Source organism: Lentimicrobiaceae bacterium, from assembly GCA_028697555.1.
In the GTDB taxonomy this organism is placed as follows: domain Bacteria; phylum Bacteroidota; class Bacteroidia; order Bacteroidales; family UBA4417; genus UBA4417.
In genome coordinates this window covers 1-16370 of record JAQVEX010000031.1, presented here as the reverse complement: position 1 = coordinate 16370, position 16370 = coordinate 1, and the positions used below count along the sequence as shown (strand labels likewise).

General features: G+C 36.4%; 16 protein-coding genes. 7 read left to right on the top strand and 9 right to left on the bottom strand.

The window, feature by feature from the left end:
• Window positions 1–4 precede the first annotated feature (4 nt).
• The 4 genes from PHP31_06265 (at window position 5) to PHP31_06250 (ending at window position 4031) form a co-directional block, all read left to right on the top strand.
• Entirely contained in the window at window positions 5–1261 is a 1257-nt protein-coding gene (locus PHP31_06265) for a 3-phosphoshikimate 1-carboxyvinyltransferase (GenBank protein MDD3738880.1), read from the top strand.
• Window positions 1262–1351: 90 nt separating this feature from the next.
• On the top strand, window positions 1352–1957 hold the full coding sequence (locus PHP31_06260; GenBank protein MDD3738879.1) for a DUF2179 domain-containing protein: 606 nt from the start codon (window positions 1352–1354) through the stop codon (window positions 1955–1957).
• Between the two features lie 107 nt (window positions 1958–2064).
• Complete coding sequence (locus tag PHP31_06255) at window positions 2065–3249, top strand: PLP-dependent aspartate aminotransferase family protein (GenBank protein MDD3738878.1); 1185 nt, start codon at window positions 2065–2067, stop codon at window positions 3247–3249.
• A 197-nt stretch (window positions 3250–3446) separates the two neighbouring features.
• Complete coding sequence (locus PHP31_06250) at window positions 3447–4031, top strand: hypothetical protein (protein ID MDD3738877.1); 585 nt, start codon at window positions 3447–3449, stop codon at window positions 4029–4031.
• A gap of 343 nt (window positions 4032–4374) precedes the next feature.
• On the opposite strand, the gene polA is transcribed toward PHP31_06250, so the two are convergent.
• From polA to deoC, 5 genes are all read right to left on the bottom strand, one after another.
• On the bottom strand, window positions 4375–7182 hold the full coding sequence (gene polA, locus PHP31_06245; GenBank protein MDD3738876.1) for a DNA polymerase I: 2808 nt from the start codon (window positions 7180–7182) through the stop codon (window positions 4375–4377).
• Window positions 7183–7374: 192 nt separating this feature from the next.
• The gene (locus tag PHP31_06240) at window positions 7375–7917 is read right to left on the bottom strand and encodes a PepSY-associated TM helix domain-containing protein (GenBank protein MDD3738875.1); all 543 of its coding nucleotides are present in this window, start codon (window positions 7915–7917) and stop codon (window positions 7375–7377) included.
• Complete coding sequence (locus PHP31_06235; GenBank protein MDD3738874.1) at window positions 7907–8491, bottom strand: hypothetical protein; 585 nt, start codon at window positions 8489–8491, stop codon at window positions 7907–7909. The genes PHP31_06240 and PHP31_06235 overlap by 11 nt, the downstream gene beginning before the upstream one ends.
• Window positions 8492–8514: 23 nt before the next feature.
• Window positions 8515–8940, bottom strand: coding sequence for a hypothetical protein (locus PHP31_06230; protein MDD3738873.1), 426 nt, complete (start codon window positions 8938–8940; stop codon window positions 8515–8517).
• Between the two features lie 67 nt (window positions 8941–9007).
• Window positions 9008–9754 (bottom strand): deoxyribose-phosphate aldolase, encoded by a 747-nt coding sequence (gene deoC / locus PHP31_06225; protein ID MDD3738872.1) that lies wholly within the window; start codon window positions 9752–9754, stop codon window positions 9008–9010.
• A gap of 139 nt (window positions 9755–9893) precedes the next feature.
• Here deoC and PHP31_06220 point away from each other — a divergent pair, with 139 nt between their 5' ends.
• Both PHP31_06220 and PHP31_06215 read left to right on the top strand, forming a co-directional pair.
• Window positions 9894–11015 (top strand): PorP/SprF family type IX secretion system membrane protein, encoded by a 1122-nt coding sequence (locus PHP31_06220; protein MDD3738871.1) that lies wholly within the window; start codon window positions 9894–9896, stop codon window positions 11013–11015.
• A 31-nt stretch (window positions 11016–11046) separates the two neighbouring features.
• Entirely contained in the window at window positions 11047–11406 is a 360-nt protein-coding gene (locus PHP31_06215; GenBank protein MDD3738870.1) for a hypothetical protein, read from the top strand.
• Here PHP31_06215 and trpS read toward each other — a convergent pair.
• Window positions 11403–12401, bottom strand: a complete 999-nt coding sequence (trpS, locus tag PHP31_06210) for a tryptophan--tRNA ligase (protein MDD3738869.1) — start codon at window positions 12399–12401, stop codon at window positions 11403–11405. The two genes, PHP31_06215 and trpS, sit on opposite strands and share 4 nt — an antisense overlap.
• Window positions 12402–12405: 4 nt before the next feature.
• Window positions 12406–12831 (bottom strand): BlaI/MecI/CopY family transcriptional regulator, encoded by a 426-nt coding sequence (locus PHP31_06205; protein ID MDD3738868.1) that lies wholly within the window; start codon window positions 12829–12831, stop codon window positions 12406–12408.
• Between the two features lie 126 nt (window positions 12832–12957).
• Between PHP31_06205 and PHP31_06200 the strand changes: the two genes are divergently transcribed.
• On the top strand, window positions 12958–13977 hold the full coding sequence (locus PHP31_06200; GenBank protein MDD3738867.1) for a glycosyltransferase family 9 protein: 1020 nt from the start codon (window positions 12958–12960) through the stop codon (window positions 13975–13977).
• A gap of 208 nt (window positions 13978–14185) precedes the next feature.
• On the opposite strand, the gene PHP31_06195 is transcribed toward PHP31_06200, so the two are convergent.
• Together PHP31_06195 and PHP31_06190 are read right to left on the bottom strand one after the other, a co-directional pair.
• Window positions 14186–15724: a YifB family Mg chelatase-like AAA ATPase gene (locus PHP31_06195; protein MDD3738866.1), complete on the bottom strand. Its 1539-nt coding sequence runs from the start codon at window positions 15722–15724 to the stop codon at window positions 14186–14188.
• Between the two features lie 182 nt (window positions 15725–15906).
• A partial coding sequence (locus PHP31_06190) for a T9SS type A sorting domain-containing protein (protein MDD3738865.1) occupies window positions 15907–16370 on the bottom strand: 464 nt, incomplete at its 5' end.

Genomic DNA, 16370 nt, shown 5'->3' with positions numbered 1-16370 from the left:
CTTTATGCAAATATCCGATTGTAAAATACCAAGCAATAACAAAAGCATATTTAAGGTAAATTTGCCTTTAAGCAAAAGTATATCTAATCGTTTGCTTGTATTGCAGTATTTGTCGGGTAAAGCTTTTGATATTAATTATTCGGATGCCAACGATACAGTACTTTTGCAAAAGTTGTTAAAGTTAATATCCGAAAACAAAAACTTGTCAACTCCAATAACAATTGATGCTCAAGATGCAGGCACAACATTACGATTTCTGACTGCTGTTTTAAGTATAACTCCCGGGAACTGGTATCTGACCGGCACTGAGCGTATGCAACAACGACCGATAAAGCCTTTGGTAGATGCTTTGTTGAGTCTTGGAGCTGATATAAAATACGCTGAAAACGACAATTTCGTACCGCTTATTATTAAAGGCAAAAGCAATTTTAAAGGCGGCGAAGTTGCAATAGACGCTACAAAGAGTAGTCAGTTTGTAAGTGCTATGATGCTTATTGCACCTGTAATTGCTGGCGGACTCACAATTTTGCTGTCCAACGAAACAGTTTCCGAGCCGTATATATTTTTAACGCAAGATGCTCTCAAGCAAGCAGGAGCTGAGGTTGTGATAAAAGATAAGAAAATAATTATCCAACAAGGTTTTAACAACGATTGTCCCAAAGCTGTTGAGCCAGATTGGACTGCGGCTGCGTATTGGTATCAAATTGCAAGTTTGATGCCCAACGCCAAAGTCTTGCTCTCCGATTTGAGTGTAAACAGTCTGCAAGCCGATTCGGTTTTACCCGTTTTGTACAGCAGATTAGGAGTAAAAACCACACAAAATAAAGATGGAATTATTTTAGAAAATGAAGGAAGCTGCAATCCGAAATTTTATTTCGATTTTATCTCAAACCCCGATATATTGCAATCTATTGCTGTAACTTGCTGCGCTAAAAACATTTCGGCAAAACTTACCGGACTTAGTACCTTGCAATATAAAGAAACCAACCGTTTGGAAGCTATTTACACGGAGTTGGAAAAATTAGGGTTCGATATAAAAATAATCGACGGCGATTTAATTATTTCTACAATTGATGATAGTAAAATAGACAAAACCGAATTTTATGAAATAAAAACCTACCAAGATCACAGAATGGCTATGTCTATAGCGCCGTTGGCATTAGCCGGATATAAACTTAAAATCGATAATCCCGACGTGGTTAACAAATCTTACCCTAAATTCTGGCAACAACTGATAGATTTCGGTTTTGTAATTAGTTAAAAATAATTATTATTTGGCAGTATAAGCCGTTTGTTTTCAGAAATATAATAATTTTGATTGCAATATAGAATTAATTAAAACGTATTAATCATGCTACTTTCAGTATTAACAACAGACGTGTGGTGGTTCACATGGATAGTGTTGCCACTTTTAATTTTTTTAGCCCGAGTAGCCGACGTAAGTATAGGAACGTTGAGGCTTATATTTGTTTCAAAAGGAATGAAACGAATAGCACCTGTAATTGGATTTTTTGAAGTTATTATTTGGTTGATAGCTGTGGCTCAAATTATGCAGCATCTTGACAATTGGTTGTGCTACATTGCCTACGGTGCAGGTTTTGCTGCCGGAAATTATATAGGTATGCTAATGGAAGAGCGCATAGCACTCGGCAATGTGATTGTTAGAACCTTTTTGCAAGGCGACAATGAAGAGTTTATAAACAAAGTAAAGGAAGCAAACTACGGTATTACCATTGTTGATGCAAAAGGTTCAAAAGGTGGCGATTTAAAGGTTGTTTTCTCAATAATTAGACGTAAAGAAGTAGAAGGCTTTATCAGCATACTGCACGATTATTATCCTTCGGCGTTTTACACTATTGAAGAGATAAAAGCCTTATCGTCAGGCGTATTCCGTCCTACTACGAGCAGCGGAAATTCATTAATAAGAAAAACAAAATTGCCTTGGCTAAGGAAATAACTTCTGAAAACAATAAATAATAAAATTTTGGTGAAATAATAGCTTATTTTAAGCCATTAAAAGTAACTTTGCATAATTCAATAAAAAATTAATATAAATAACATACAATGAGTGATTCAAAAAAATTAAAATTCGATTCAAAATTAATACATAGTGGAGCTTTCGACGAACCTTACGGAAGTGCTACTGTTCCAATTTATCAAACATCAACTTTTAGGTTTAAGAGCGCCGACCATGGAGCGGCTTGCTTTGCAGGCGAATGCGACGGTTACATATACACCCGAATAGGCAATCCTACAGTAAAAGCTTTAGAAGACTTGGTAGCAGATATAGAAAACGGTTTTGGAGGTATAGCTACAAGTTCGGGTATGGGTGCTGTTAACGTGGTTTACGGGACTTTCTTGGAAAAAGGCTCTCACGTTATTTGTTCATCGGCGGTGTACGGACCAAGTAGAGTTATTTTAGAAACATACTACGCTAAATACGGCGTTGAATCTACTTTTGTTAACACTGCAAATATCAACGAAGTTGAAGCTGCTATCAAGCCAAACACTAAATTACTTTACGTTGAAACGCCTGCAAATCCGACAATGGAAGTCTCCGACTTAAAAGCATGTTCGCAATTGGCTAAAAAACATAATATTATTTTGGCTGTTGATAATACATTTTGCAGTCCGTATTTGCAAAATCCACTTGATTTGGGTGCAGATGTTGTTTTACATTCTATAACAAAATTTTTAAACGGTCATGCCGATATAGTTGGCGGTATTGTTATTGCTAAGGAAAAATCGCTTTATACAAAATTACGTTCAACTATGGTAAGTATGGGTTTCAATATGGATCCGCACCAAGCCTATATGGTTATTAGAGGCTTAAAAACTCTTAGCATTCGTGTAGAGCAAGCTCAAAAATCGGCGATTAAAATAGCTGAATTCTTAGAAAACCACCCAAAAGTAGAATGGGTGAAATATCCAGGCTTGAAGAGCCATCCGCAATACGAATTGGTTAAGAAGCAGATGCGTGGACCTGGAACCATGATGTCATTCGGTTTAAAAGGTGGAATAGAGGCAGGTAAAAGAATGATGAATTCCGTTCAGTTAGCCCTGCTTGCTGTTTCGTTGGGTGGAGTTGAAACTTTGATACAACATCCGGCATCAATGACACACTCAAAAATGAGTAAAGAAGGTAGATTAAGTGCAGGAATTACTGACGGTATGGTAAGATTTTCGGTAGGAATAGAAGACTACGACGATATTCTAGCCGACCTTGTTCAGGCATTGGATAAAGCGTAAGAATTGTTGCGAACGATAAAGTAAGGCGGTTTGAAATTATAAATAGCCGTTGGCTGAAAAAGGTGCGTATCACGAACCTTTTTCCATTAATGTGAAACAAACCTAACAGGTTTCAAAAACCTGTTAGGTTTAAAAATTATTTATAAATAGCCTTTAGCCTTTGGCTGTTAGGTTTTTTTATAGTAAAAATATGGTTTATGCGACAAGACTTTTTTGAACCCGGTGTTGTTTATCACGTTTTTAATAGAGGAAATAATAAAGAAAATATTTTCTTTGAAGAGGAGAATTATCGTTATTTTTTAGAGTTGCTGAAAAAATATCTGTTGCCAATAGCAGATATATATGCTTATTGTCTATTAAAAAATCATTTTCATTTAGTGATAAAAATTAAAGATTACGATCAATTAGAAGAAAAATATCAAACAAAACCATATCTTCCTTTTTCTCATTTTTTTAATGCTTATACTAAAGCTGTAAATAAAAAATATAACAGGACGGGAAGTCTTTTTCAAAAACATCTACATCGAAAACGAATAGAAGATGAAAAATATTTAATTCAGTTAATTGCCTATGTACATTTAAATCCTGTGAAGCACTTATTTACTGATGATTATAAAAAGTATCGCTATTCATCGTATCAAGCCTATATTTCTGAGAAGTCATCTTCAGTTGAAAGGGAATATGTATTAAGTTTGTTTGGCGACAAGGAAAATTTTGAATATTGGCATGATATAAACGTATTGAACTTTTTGGATGATGTTGAAGATGTGGGAGATTTGTAAAAACCTAACAGGTTTCAAAAACCTGTTAGGTTTAAAAACCATTTAGTCTTTAGCTTTTAACCGTTGGCTATTGGGGAACAACCACAGCCAATGGCTAAAAAAGGTGCGTACAACGCAACCTTTTTTACACTAATGCGCCTCCAACCAATTGTCGCCTGGGAGATTTGTAAAAAACCTATGTAAAAAACCTAACAGGTTTCAAAAACCTGTTAGGTTTAAAAATCATTTATAAATAGCTTTTAGCCGTTGGCTCTTAGCTGTACTAAATAGGTTACACACCGACAATTGCCAACGGCTAACAGCCAAGAGCTAATGGCTAAAAAAAGCCTGCAGCTTTTTTACACTAATGCGCCTCCAACCAATTGTCGCCTGTGTTCATGTCGATAACTACGGGAACATTTAGTTTCAGAGCCGATTCCATTTTGTCTTTAACTATACTTTTTACAGTGTCGAGTTCAGGAATAAACACGTCGAAAACAAGTTCGTCGTGGACTTGCATTGTCATAAGCGTTTTTAGGTTTTGTTTTTTCAGCTCATTATAAATATCGACCATAGCAATTTTAATCATATCGGCGGCTGTGCCTTGTATAGGAGCGTTTATGGCGTTTCTTTCGGCGTAACCCCTAACAACGGCATTGGCTGAATTTATATCGCGAATATAGCGCCTGCGACCTAAAAGCGTTTCCACGTATTCGTTCTTTTTAGCAAAATCTATGATATTGTTGATATACTCTTTTATTTTTGGGAATGACAAAAAGTAATTATCGATTATTTCGGCGGCTTCTTTTCGCGGAATAGACAGTTGTTCAGCCAATCCAAAAGCTGACATACCGTAAATAATTCCAAAATTAACCGATTTTGCGTTTCGTCTCATGTCGCTTGTAACATATTCTATATTGGTCTTGTATATACGGGCAGCAGTGGCAGCGTGTATATCCTGTTTGGAATTAAAAGCGTTAATCATATTACTGTCGTTGCTAATAGAAGCTATTATCCTTAATTCTATTTGCGAGTAGTCGGCTGACAAAAGCGTATATTCCGAACTTCGAGGTATAAATGCTCTTCTTATTTCTTTGCCTTCACTGGTACGTATAGGTATATTTTGCAAATTCGGATTTGTAGAACTCAATCTGCCTGTGGCTGTTACAGCCTGATTGTAGCTTGTGTGTATCAATCCGGTTTTAGGATTTATAAGTTGCGGAAAACTATCAACGTAAGTCGATTTTAGTTTTGTCAGCGACCTATATTCAAGTATCTCGCTGATAATAGGGTGCTTATCTATCAATTTAACTAAAACATCTTCGCCTGTTTGATATTGTTTGGTTTTGGTTCTTTTCGGATTTGAAATAATTTTCATTTTGTCAAACAAAACTTCTCCCAATTGCTTTGGCGATGAGATGTTGAAATTTGTTCCAGCGTGATTCCAAATATTGTCTTGTATGGTATCTATTTGCTTACCCAAAACTTCCGAATAATCATTCAAAGTGTCGGTATCAATTCTAACACCGTTGTTTTCCATGTTTTCCAGCACTTCAACCAAAGGCATTTCTATATTGTGGAAAACGTTTTTCATTTTGTCGGTATCAATTTCTTTAGACAGCACATTTTTCAGCCTGAGTGTAATGTCGGCATCTTCGCAAGCGTAATCCTTAACAATTTCGGGAGCAATATCTCTCATACTCTTCTGATTTTTACCCCTTTTGCCTATTATTGATTCTATATTGATAGTTTGGTAATTCAGATAGCTTAACGCCATACTATCCATATTGTGCCTGCTCTCAGGTTCGATGATGTAGTGTGCTATCATTGTGTCGAAATATATTCCGGCAACTTTTATGTTGTAGTTTCGCAAAACAGCAATATCGTATTTCAGGTTCTGACCAATCTTCAAAATATTTTTATTTTCAAAAACAGGCTTTAGTTTGCTTACTATTTTGTTTGCGTATTCTCTATTTGGCGGTATGTTTAGATAGTATGCCTTATAAGGCTCGGTGGCAAAAGCAATACCAACCAATTCGGCTTCGGCGGTATCTAAACTTGTGGTTTCGGCGTCGAAACAAAATTGTTTGCTCTTGCTAAGCAAATCGACTAATTTATCCGTTTCAGCTTCGGTGTTAATCAGCACGTATTCATGATTTGTATTGTTAATATTGTTGTACAAACTTTCCATTTCGGCAATATTAGCTTCAGAAAACAAATCTAATTGAACGTTGCTACTTTGTGCGCTTACTTTATCTTTGTCTTTGTCGTCGGTAGTTTTTTCAGATGCAATAAGCGACAAGTCGGTGAAAACCCTTTTGGCAAAAGTTCTCATTTCCAACTTATCCAAAAATTCTTTTAGAACAGGAATATTCGGCTCTGTGAGTTTCAGAGATTCTTCGTCAAAATCAATAGGTACATCTAAAATAATAGTTGCAAGTTGTTTTGACATAACTGCATCATTGGCACCGTTGATAACTTTTTCTCTTGTACTTTTACTTGCAATTTTATCAGTGTTGTTTAAAAGATTTTCTACCGAATCGAACTGTTCAAGTAGTTTTTTAGCACCAACCTCGCCTATGCCGAAAATTCCGGGTATATTATCCGATTTATCACCCATTATCCCCAACATGTCTATAACTTGCAAGGGATTTTTTACACCAAATTTATTGCAAACTTCAGGCACTCCCATAATTTCGGGTTTTCCACCTTTGTATCCGGGTTTGTAAATAAAAATATTTTCCGAAACCAATTGTCCGAAATCCTTGTCGGGTGTAACCATGTAAGTTGTAAAACCTTTTTTCTCAGCTTCTTTTGCCAAAGTACCGATAATATCGTCGGCTTCGTAGCCTTCCAACTCTAAAATAGGGATATTAAATGCAGAGATTAACTCTTTAATATAAGGAATTGAAGTAGCAATATCTTCGGGCATTGCCTCGCGGTTGGCTTTGTAATCTTCAAAACTTTCGTGCCGCAAGGTTGGTGCATACGAATCGAATGCAACGCCGATGTGAGTTGGGTTTTCGTTTTTAATTATATCGTATAAAGTATTTGCAAATCCCATCACTGCCGATGTGTTCAAGCCGTAGGAAGTAACACGCGGCGAACGTTGTAATGCAAAATAAGCCCTGTATATCAGAGCCATTGCGTCTAATAAATATACTTTTTTCATGAGTCAATAAAATTACAGTTTAAAGTCGTTTATCACAACTTTATATTTTACAAAGGTATGAAAAATGGTTTTTTTATAGGTACTTTGGGGATTAAATTTACTTTTAGCTTTTAGCCGTTAGCTCTTGGCAATTAGCAATTAGGAATTAACAATTAACCCCGTAACACGCAACCCGCAACCCGCAACAAAAAATTACCCTAAAAGTAAATAAGCAATAGGAATTAAAAGTCCGGCAATTACAAACCATTTACCTCTTCCCTTAAAGCTATTTTTGCCTCTAACCATAATTAATCCGGAGAGTGCAAAAAATATCAGAGATATGGCAAAGAAGTCGCCAAACCAAGTCCAGTAATTAACACGATTGTAATGCAACTTATTAATAGCGTATGCTATAGGTTTTTTGGTTTTGGTTTGATAAGAAACTGAGCCGTCGGCAGGCAAATAGTTTCCAATCCCACCCTTAACATAAAGTTTAATATTATCGTTGTTTTGGTTAGCAACAGCTCTATTGAGAGTAGGAACGTCGGATAATTCGCTCCATTGGACAGTTAGTTCGTCAGCACTAAGATTTGGTGCTATTTTAAAACTGTTTGTCCTAATTTTAAAAGCAGGATCGTTTCCGTCTATATGATTTAGCAATATTCCGGAAAATCCATAAATAAGAGAAATACCCACCATGAAATATCCCAAATCACGGTGGATAATTCTAGTCCATTTAATTATTTTATTCTTCAACTTGTTCGTCTTTAATTTGCTCTCCTTCAGCTTGTTCTATCTCAACTTTTGAATACTCAACTCCTTCTATATAATAAGTAGCATAATAATCTTTGTTATTTTCCTTCATCCACTCTCTCATTTTAACAATATTATTAAGTTCGTTTTCACAATCGTGACGACCTTCTTCGTTATGTTCTTTTTCAGCTTCACCTTGTTTGGTCAAAAGGTCTTGTTCTTGTTTATCAATGTCGGCAGCAGGGATTCTGGTTTCTTTGAGAATACCTTTAACTAAAATTTGAGTACCAACCAAGTCGGCATCAAAGCTACCAATAGTTTCACCGGCTTCAACACGAATTGTTAAGTTAGGTGTATTGCCTTCTATAAAGCATCTTCTGCCACTGTGGCTACATGTGTGAGTAACAGTACCTTGTACTGCAACATTTTGGTCAACCATATCGGCTGCCTCAGCCAAAAGATTTTCTATTTCGTAGTAAACTTTTGTTTCGCTTTCGTCTTTAGTAACTTTTCCTGTATTTTTACATGATACTAAAGCTACTGTTAGGATTAGTGTTAAAATTGTAATTTTTTTCATTGTTTTAAAATTTTAAATATTTATTATTGTTTAGTTGCTGTTATATTGTAAGACATTCGGTTTCCACCGGCTGTAATAGTGTACTGCCATTGCATTTGCGTATTTGACACATTACTCATGGAACCTTCGCCTTCAATTTCCCAGTTGTTTGGTAAAGGTTGCGGGTGTACTACTATTTTATTACCAACCAAAACGCCTCTGCTTGATATATTTTCAATACCGGGATTTCCTAAATTTGCTAAATCTAAAGCGTTTTCGTCGGTAGCATCTTTACTAATTACCACAATGTAACTTTGGTTTAAAGCACTTTTACTATATTCGTAAAAATGCCATTGTCCTACGTATTTGTCTCTTGCATCAAGAGTTGTGTCGTCTTCGTCGGGTTCGCAAGCCGAGAATAAAAACATAGCTAATATTCCGATTAGGGTTAGTTTGCCAAAAGTTTTCATATTTATATTTTTAAGGTTATTAAATATTAAAAGTAATTAAAGTCCAAAATTAGTCAATTTGTGATAATTACAATAATTTGTCCGAAATTTTTGCAGCCAATCTGCTAGCGCCAAACCTAAAATATTTGTTATTAAGCCAAGCTTTGCCCAATATTTTATCCACTAAGTTGTAGTAGGCAATTGCATCTTCAATTTCGGATATTCCGCCGGCAGGTTTAAAACCTATCATTATACCGGTTTCATCATAATGTTTTTTTATAACATTAAGCATAACTTCGGCAGCTTCTAAAGTAGCTGCAGGACTAATTTTGCCTGTCGAAGTTTTAATAAAATCGGCTCCTGATTCTATGGCGATAGTTGAAGCTAACCTAATATTTTCGTTGTTTTTGAGTTCGCCGGTTTCCAAAATAACTTTTAAGTGTTTATCTCTGCAAGCACGTTTTGTTTTCGAAATTTCTTTTCTGATAAAATTGTAATCACCTTCCAAAAATTTACCTCTCGAAATAACCATATCAACTTCGTCGGCACCTTTTTTAATGGCATATTTGACTTCTTTTAGTCGCAAATTCAAAGGCATTTGTCCCGAAGGGAAACCACCGGCAACACAGGCAACCTGAACAGGAGTGTTTCTTAAAATTCTTTTTGCCTGTCTGACAAATACCGGATAAACACACACTGCAGCCGGATATGCTAAGTTGTTTTTTTTGAAAGATATGGCTTGTTCGCACAAATTTGCAACACGCGATTCGTTATCTGTACCTTCTAAGGTAGTTAAATCAATTAAATTTAAAATATTTAATAGTAGTTCTCGCATAATTCTTATTTTTACCATACAAAGATACAAAATAGCTATATTGTTTTAATAAATATTTATTAAATTTGACGGCAGTATTAAAAATTTTGTACTTTTATGCTCTTTAATCAGTTTTTGATGTAATTAAATCATTTTTGTGATGGCAAGAATATTTTCTAAAACAAGTTTGGCAATAGTGTTTATACTATCGTTTACTGTAGCTATTTCAACATCTTTGAATGCTCAAGACCCTATTTTTTCGCAATTTTACAATAATCCTGTGTACAGTAATCCAGGCTACGTAGGTTTAAATCCGGGTATGCGTGCTAGAGCTAACTATCGTACACAATGGACGGGTTTGGCTACTCCTTACAAAACACTTAGCTTTACAGCCGATTTTGCAGAGCGAGCAATTCCGGGTAGCGGCGGTTTCGGATTGGTTGTAAATAGCGACCAAGCAGGTGTAGGAAAAATAAAAACCACCAACATAGGACTTGCTACTGCAGCCAGAGTTCCTATATATGACAATATGGTTGCACAAGTTGGAGTTTTGGTTTCGTTTTCGCAACTTATGATTAATTGGGATGATATGGTTTTCGGCGACGAGCTGCATCCGCGTTTTGGTAGAATTTATCAAACCGATTTTCCGCGACCCGAAACAAATAAAGTAATGTACCCCGATTTTGGCGTTGGCGGTGTTTACAGATATGTTAATACCGATGGACATGCTGCCAATGTTCAGGTTACTGTCGGCGCTGCCGTACAGCATGTTTTCCGACCCAATCAGTCGTTTGTAGGCTTGGCAGCAAGCAATTTGCCTAATAAGTTAGTGCTAACTACCGATGTGGTTGTTGATATCAACCAAGGACGTGTTTCTACCTACAGAGCAAGCTCATCATACAGCAACTTGAAATTAAATCCGGCATTTATCTACGAAAAACAAAGCGATTTTTCTACCTATACGGTAGGTCTTAATATTTATAAGTCGTCGATATATTTGGGGGCGTGGTTTCGTAATCAGAACGTTAATATTTTTAAAACCAATGATGTTATTTTTAGTGTAGGAGTTAATGTTCCGTTTAGCGACGATTCGCGTTTAAGGATTATGTATTCGTACGACATGATAACCAGCGACCTAAAAGAAGCAGGCAAAAATGCTCACGAAATATCATTGGTGTACGAGTTCGACCAATTCAGTTTCTTCTCCGGCGGTGGTAGAAGTGCAACTCCGAGTTACAGTGGCGGAGCTAGAGCCAGAGAAATGGAATGTTGTCCCTTTTAAAATATTTTTAGTTTGATTTGCTTATGTTGTTATGACTGATGATGTAAAAAAGTGCTTAGATTGTGGCGAACCGCTTGTTGGAAGACGCGACAAGAAGTTTTGTTCCGATTTATGCCGAAATAACTACAACAACAGGCTCAACAGGGATAGTACAAACTTAGTCAGAAACATTAATAATATTTTACGAAGAAACAGGCGAATGCTCGCAAGTTTAGTCGCCGACGGCAAAACCAAAACCATCACTAAACAAAAACTTGCTGATAAGGGTTTTAATTTCAACTATTTTACACACAATCTTATCACCAAAAAAGGAACGTACTTTTTTGTGTACGAGTACGGTTATATTTATTTAGAAGATGATTTTTTGATGTTGGTTAAAAGCGACAATTAAAAATCCTTGAAACCTATAATTTCTCTCACGTCTTTTATTGTTTTACTTGCACTTTGGTGGGCTTTTTCTTTTCCCATTTGAGCTACTTTTTTCAAGTAATCGTTATCGTTTAAGTGTTCGTTAATTTTTTCTCTGAACGGAGTTGTAAATTTAATAGCATCTTCGGCAAGTTGCTTTTTCATATCCCCGTATCTGATTGTACAATTGTTGTACGCATCGTTAAAGTGCTGGTAAGTACTTTCGTCGGATAAAAGTTTCATCAGGTTGAAGATGTTTTCTATTGGCTGTGGCTTTTCCTGATTTGGCGTTGTAGGACCTGCATCGGTAACGGCTCTCATTATTTTTTTGCGTATAACTTCGGGCTCGTCGAATAAAAATATGGCGTTGCCTTCGCCTTCGCTTTTACCCATCTTTGTGCTGCCGTCTAATCCCGGAACTTTAACTAACTGCTTGCCAAAGTTATAAGCAATAGGTTCGCGAAAATATTCAACATTGTACAGTCTGTTAAACCTGTTGGCGAATGTGCGTGTCATTTCCAAATGCTGTTCTTGGTCTTTTCCTACAGGGACTTTATGGGCATTATGAATTATAATATCGGCAGCCATAAGCGTAGGATAGGTAAGTAGTCCGGCATTAATATTGTCGGGGTTTTGTCTGATTTTATCTTTAAAAGAAGTGCAGCGTTCAAGTTCGCCCATGTAGGCAATCATGTTCAAAAACAGGTACAACTCGGCAGTTTCGGGTAAGTCGCTTTGTAGGTAAATGGTCGATTTTTCGGGATCTAAACCGCAAGCCAAATATTCGGCTAGCACTTGTTTCACGTTTCCGTGTAGGTCTGATGGAGTTGGGTGAGTTGTTAGCGAATGATAATCGGCTATGAAAAAGTAACAATTGTTTGCATTTTGCATTTCTACAAAATTTTTCATTGCTCCGAAGTAATTTCCCAGATGTAAGTTGCCTGTGGGTCTGATGCCCGATACTACTGTTTCTTTCATTTGTTTATTTCTTTTTTTTCTTTTTCTTCTTCTTTTTTGGTTTCGGTTTCTCCGTCGAATATTCTTCACACAAATTGTCTATTGCTTTTTGTGGTAATATTCCTGATTTCATCAAGAAATTCAGAAAATCATCGACAGATTCGTCGAAGTTGTTATTAATTATATGGTTGATTTTTGAAATTATGTAATCGTTTTTATCAATCAGCGGAAAATAAATATGAGTTTTACCTTCTTTTTGATGCGAAACAATTTTTTTCTTTTCCAATATTCTGATTAAAGTCGATACGGTTGTGTACGCCGGTTTTGGCTCAGAGTAGAAAGGTAATATGTCATTTACGGCGGCATTTTTTAGATTCCACAGCGCAAACATAATTTTTTCTTCTGCCGGTGTTAGGTACGTTACCTTATCGTTTTTCAAAATATTTTCCATCAATGAAACTGTTTTTGCAAAGGTAGTTTTTTTACTTCAAAAAAACGCATTATCTGTTTTGCAATTAATTATTACAAAGTTTTAAAATAATATTACTTTTACACGAGTAAATTTAATACAAAAATAGTGCAAAAACGTTTTCTGATAATAAGGTTTAGTTCTATGGGCGATGTTATTCTTACTACGGCTTTAGTTCGCTGTTTAAGAAAGGCATACCCCGATTGTATTATAGATTTTGTGGTGAAAAAACAATTCGCTGAAGTCTTAGAAGGCAATCCGCACATAAACAGTCTGTTCTTCTATAATTCCGACAATAAAAACGAATTAAAAAACCTTATTTCGGAACTAAAAAACAATAATTATTCTCATATTATTGATATTCAGAAGAATATACGCAGCTTAACGCTCAGATTAAAAGTGCCTGCCAAATACAAATGGAAATATTCGAAGCATGTTGTAAAAAGATTTATGCTCATAAAGTTTAAAATAAATTTGTATGGCAAGTCGGTTGTACCTGTTTACCAAAGATATTTTAAGGCAGTTGAAAAACTAAGTGTAAAATACGATGGTTTGGGAACTGAGATGTTTCCGAGCAAAAGCAATATTGATAAGGTAAGCAAATGGTTTGAAGAAAACGGAGCTTCGCAAAGTCGTTGTTTGGCATTGGCTCCGGGTGCATATTGGGATAACAAAAGATGGTTACCCGAATATTATATTGCGTTAGCCAACGATTTATTGACTAACAAATTCGACTGTGTGGTTTTAATGGGAGGCAAAGGCGAAAAAGAATTGTGCGAACACATTGCAGGCAAAATAAACGGAAAGGTATTAAATGCAAGCGGAATTTTTTCGATAGGGCAATCGGCGGCGGTGCTTTCTTTTTGCAAGGTTCTTGTCAGTAACGACACAGGTTTGCTTCACATGGCGCAGTCGGTTAAAACTCCGGTTGTAGGTATTTTTGGTCCAACAAGCAAAGAATTAGGTTTTTATCCGTATGGCGATAAATCTCGCGTTGCCGAAGTTGACGAACCTTGTCGTCCGTGTACTCAGATGGGCAAAAACCATTGCCCCCGAAAGCATTTCAGGTGCATGAAAAATATTTCCGTAGCAGAGGTTAAAAAGTTAGTATTAGCTTTTAGCCGTTAGCTATTAGCTATTGGCTGTTGGCTGTTGGCTGTTGGCAATTTTCTTAGGAGTGAGAGCAGAGCCGAGCTTGCTTGAGCTATGCCGAGCGACGACAGAAAATGCAGCGAAGCTGAATTAGCAATTAGTAATTATCAATTATCAATTAATAATTGCCCATTGCTCATTGTTCATTGATAATTGCCTGCAACCCGTACCCCGCAACACCAACTCAACTTCCCCAGCTTTCGCGGTCTAAGCTACGATATTGTATAGCTTCGGCTAAATGCTCAATAAGTACGTTTTCAGAATCGGCAAGGTCGGCTATTGTGCGTGAGACTTTCAAAATTCTGTCGTATGCTCTTGCCGAAAGGTTTAATTTTTCCATAGCATTTTTCAGAAGCTTGTCTCCTTCTTCATCTATAACAACTATTTTTCGTAGCAAACTGCTCGACATTTGTGCGTTACAAAAGATATTATCATTATTTGCGAAGCGTTTTTCCTGAATTTCGCGAGCTTTAATAATTCTTTTTCTGATGTCGGCACTTTTCTCGCCTTCAACTTTACTGCTCAATTCCGAAAACGGAACAGGGACAACTTCAACGTGAATATCAATTCTATCAAGCAATGGTCCGCTAATTTTGTTCAAATATTTTTGAACCATTCCCGGTGCACAAACGCATTCTTTTTCAGGGTGATTGTAAAATCCGCAAGGACAAGGATTCATTGCAGAAATTAGCATAAAACTTGCAGGATAAGTAACCGAAAATTTTGAACGCGAAATAGTTATACTTCTTTCTTCAAGCGGTTGTCGTAGCACTTCCAAAACCGAGCGTTTAAATTCGGGTAGCTCGTCTAAAAACAAAACTCCGTTGTTTGCCAACGATATTTCTCCGGGTTGCGGATTGCTACCTCCACCCACGAGGGCAACATCGGATATTGTATGGTGCGGATTTATAAAAGGTCGCGTTGTCATTAAACTGGAGTTGTCGCTTAGTTTGCCTGCAACCGAGTGTATTTTTGTGGTTTCAATGGCTTCGTCTATACTTAATGGAGGCAGTATTGAAGGCATGCGTTTAGCAAGCATTGTTTTTCCCGAGCCGGGAGGTCCTATCAATATTACATTATGTCCGCCTGCTGCGGCAATTTCCAAGGCACGTTTTATATTTTCCTGACCTTTTACATCAGAAAAATCGAATTCGTAATTTGAAACGTTTTCGTAAAATTCTTCTTCTATGTTGCACGAAAGAGGTTCTATTGGAGAGTTGTTTTCTAATATTTGTATAACTTCCGTTATTGTGCTGACGCCATATACCTTTATGTTATTGACAACGGCTGCTTCTTTAGCGTTTTGAGCAGGCACTATAACGCCTTCAAAATTGTTATTTCTTGCTTCTATGGCAATGGGTAGAGTTCCTTTTATGTTCTGGATGCTTCCGTCCAAAGACAACTCACCCATTATAATATATTTATCTAATAAATCTGTTTCTATTTGATGCGAAGCAGCTAAAAGTCCTATAGCTATTGGCAGGTCGTATGCCGAACCTTCTTTTCTGATATCTGCCGGGGCTAAATTTATTGTAATTTTCTGACGCGGAAATCTGTAACCAACATTTTTTAAAGCAGCTTCTATACGTTGCTGACTTTCCTTTACAGCATTGTCGGGTAAGCCGACCAAGTAGAATTTTATTCCTTGGTCAACGTTTACCTCAATGGTAATAGGTATTGCATTAACGCCTTGTATTGCACAGCCATGGGTCTTTACTAACATAATAATTAAATATAGTGCATTTGTGTACAAAGTTAGTATAAATTTTTTATATCAGAAATTGTTGTACTTTTTGGCTGTTGGCTTTTAGCTCCGAAGTGTAGAAGCGTGAATATTCCGCTCGCTTTGCAAAAGCGAGCGAGCGGCGGTGAACAATAAGAAGTGCTTGATTAAAATTTTTGTATTCATAGTTTTATAAATCTAGTTTTGTACAACTTTACTTTGTCTGAAACAATAAGCGTATATGTCCCGCTTTTCAAATTTGACACATCAATATTTACAAAGCCATCGTGAGCAACGATTTTGTGTTTGTCAATTATTTTGCCATGTATATCCATTAATGTCAACTCCAATTCAGGTAAAATCATGTTTTGGGGTATTTCAACATTAATGTTATGTACGGCAGGGTTAGGGTATATGTTCAATTTTGATAGTTTATCGTTGCTAAGTTCTGAAAACACTATTGGGGAAGCAGTCTTGTGTAATATGCCGTAGAATATAAGGTCAACAATAAATAGATTGTTATCTTTATCTCGTCGAAATTTCCCTACATTTTGAAACAACTCACAAAGGGTATCGGTTGTATAACCATTATCCAATGAATAAAATAATAAATTCGGTAATCTGTAAGTAGAGAAAATTATATTAT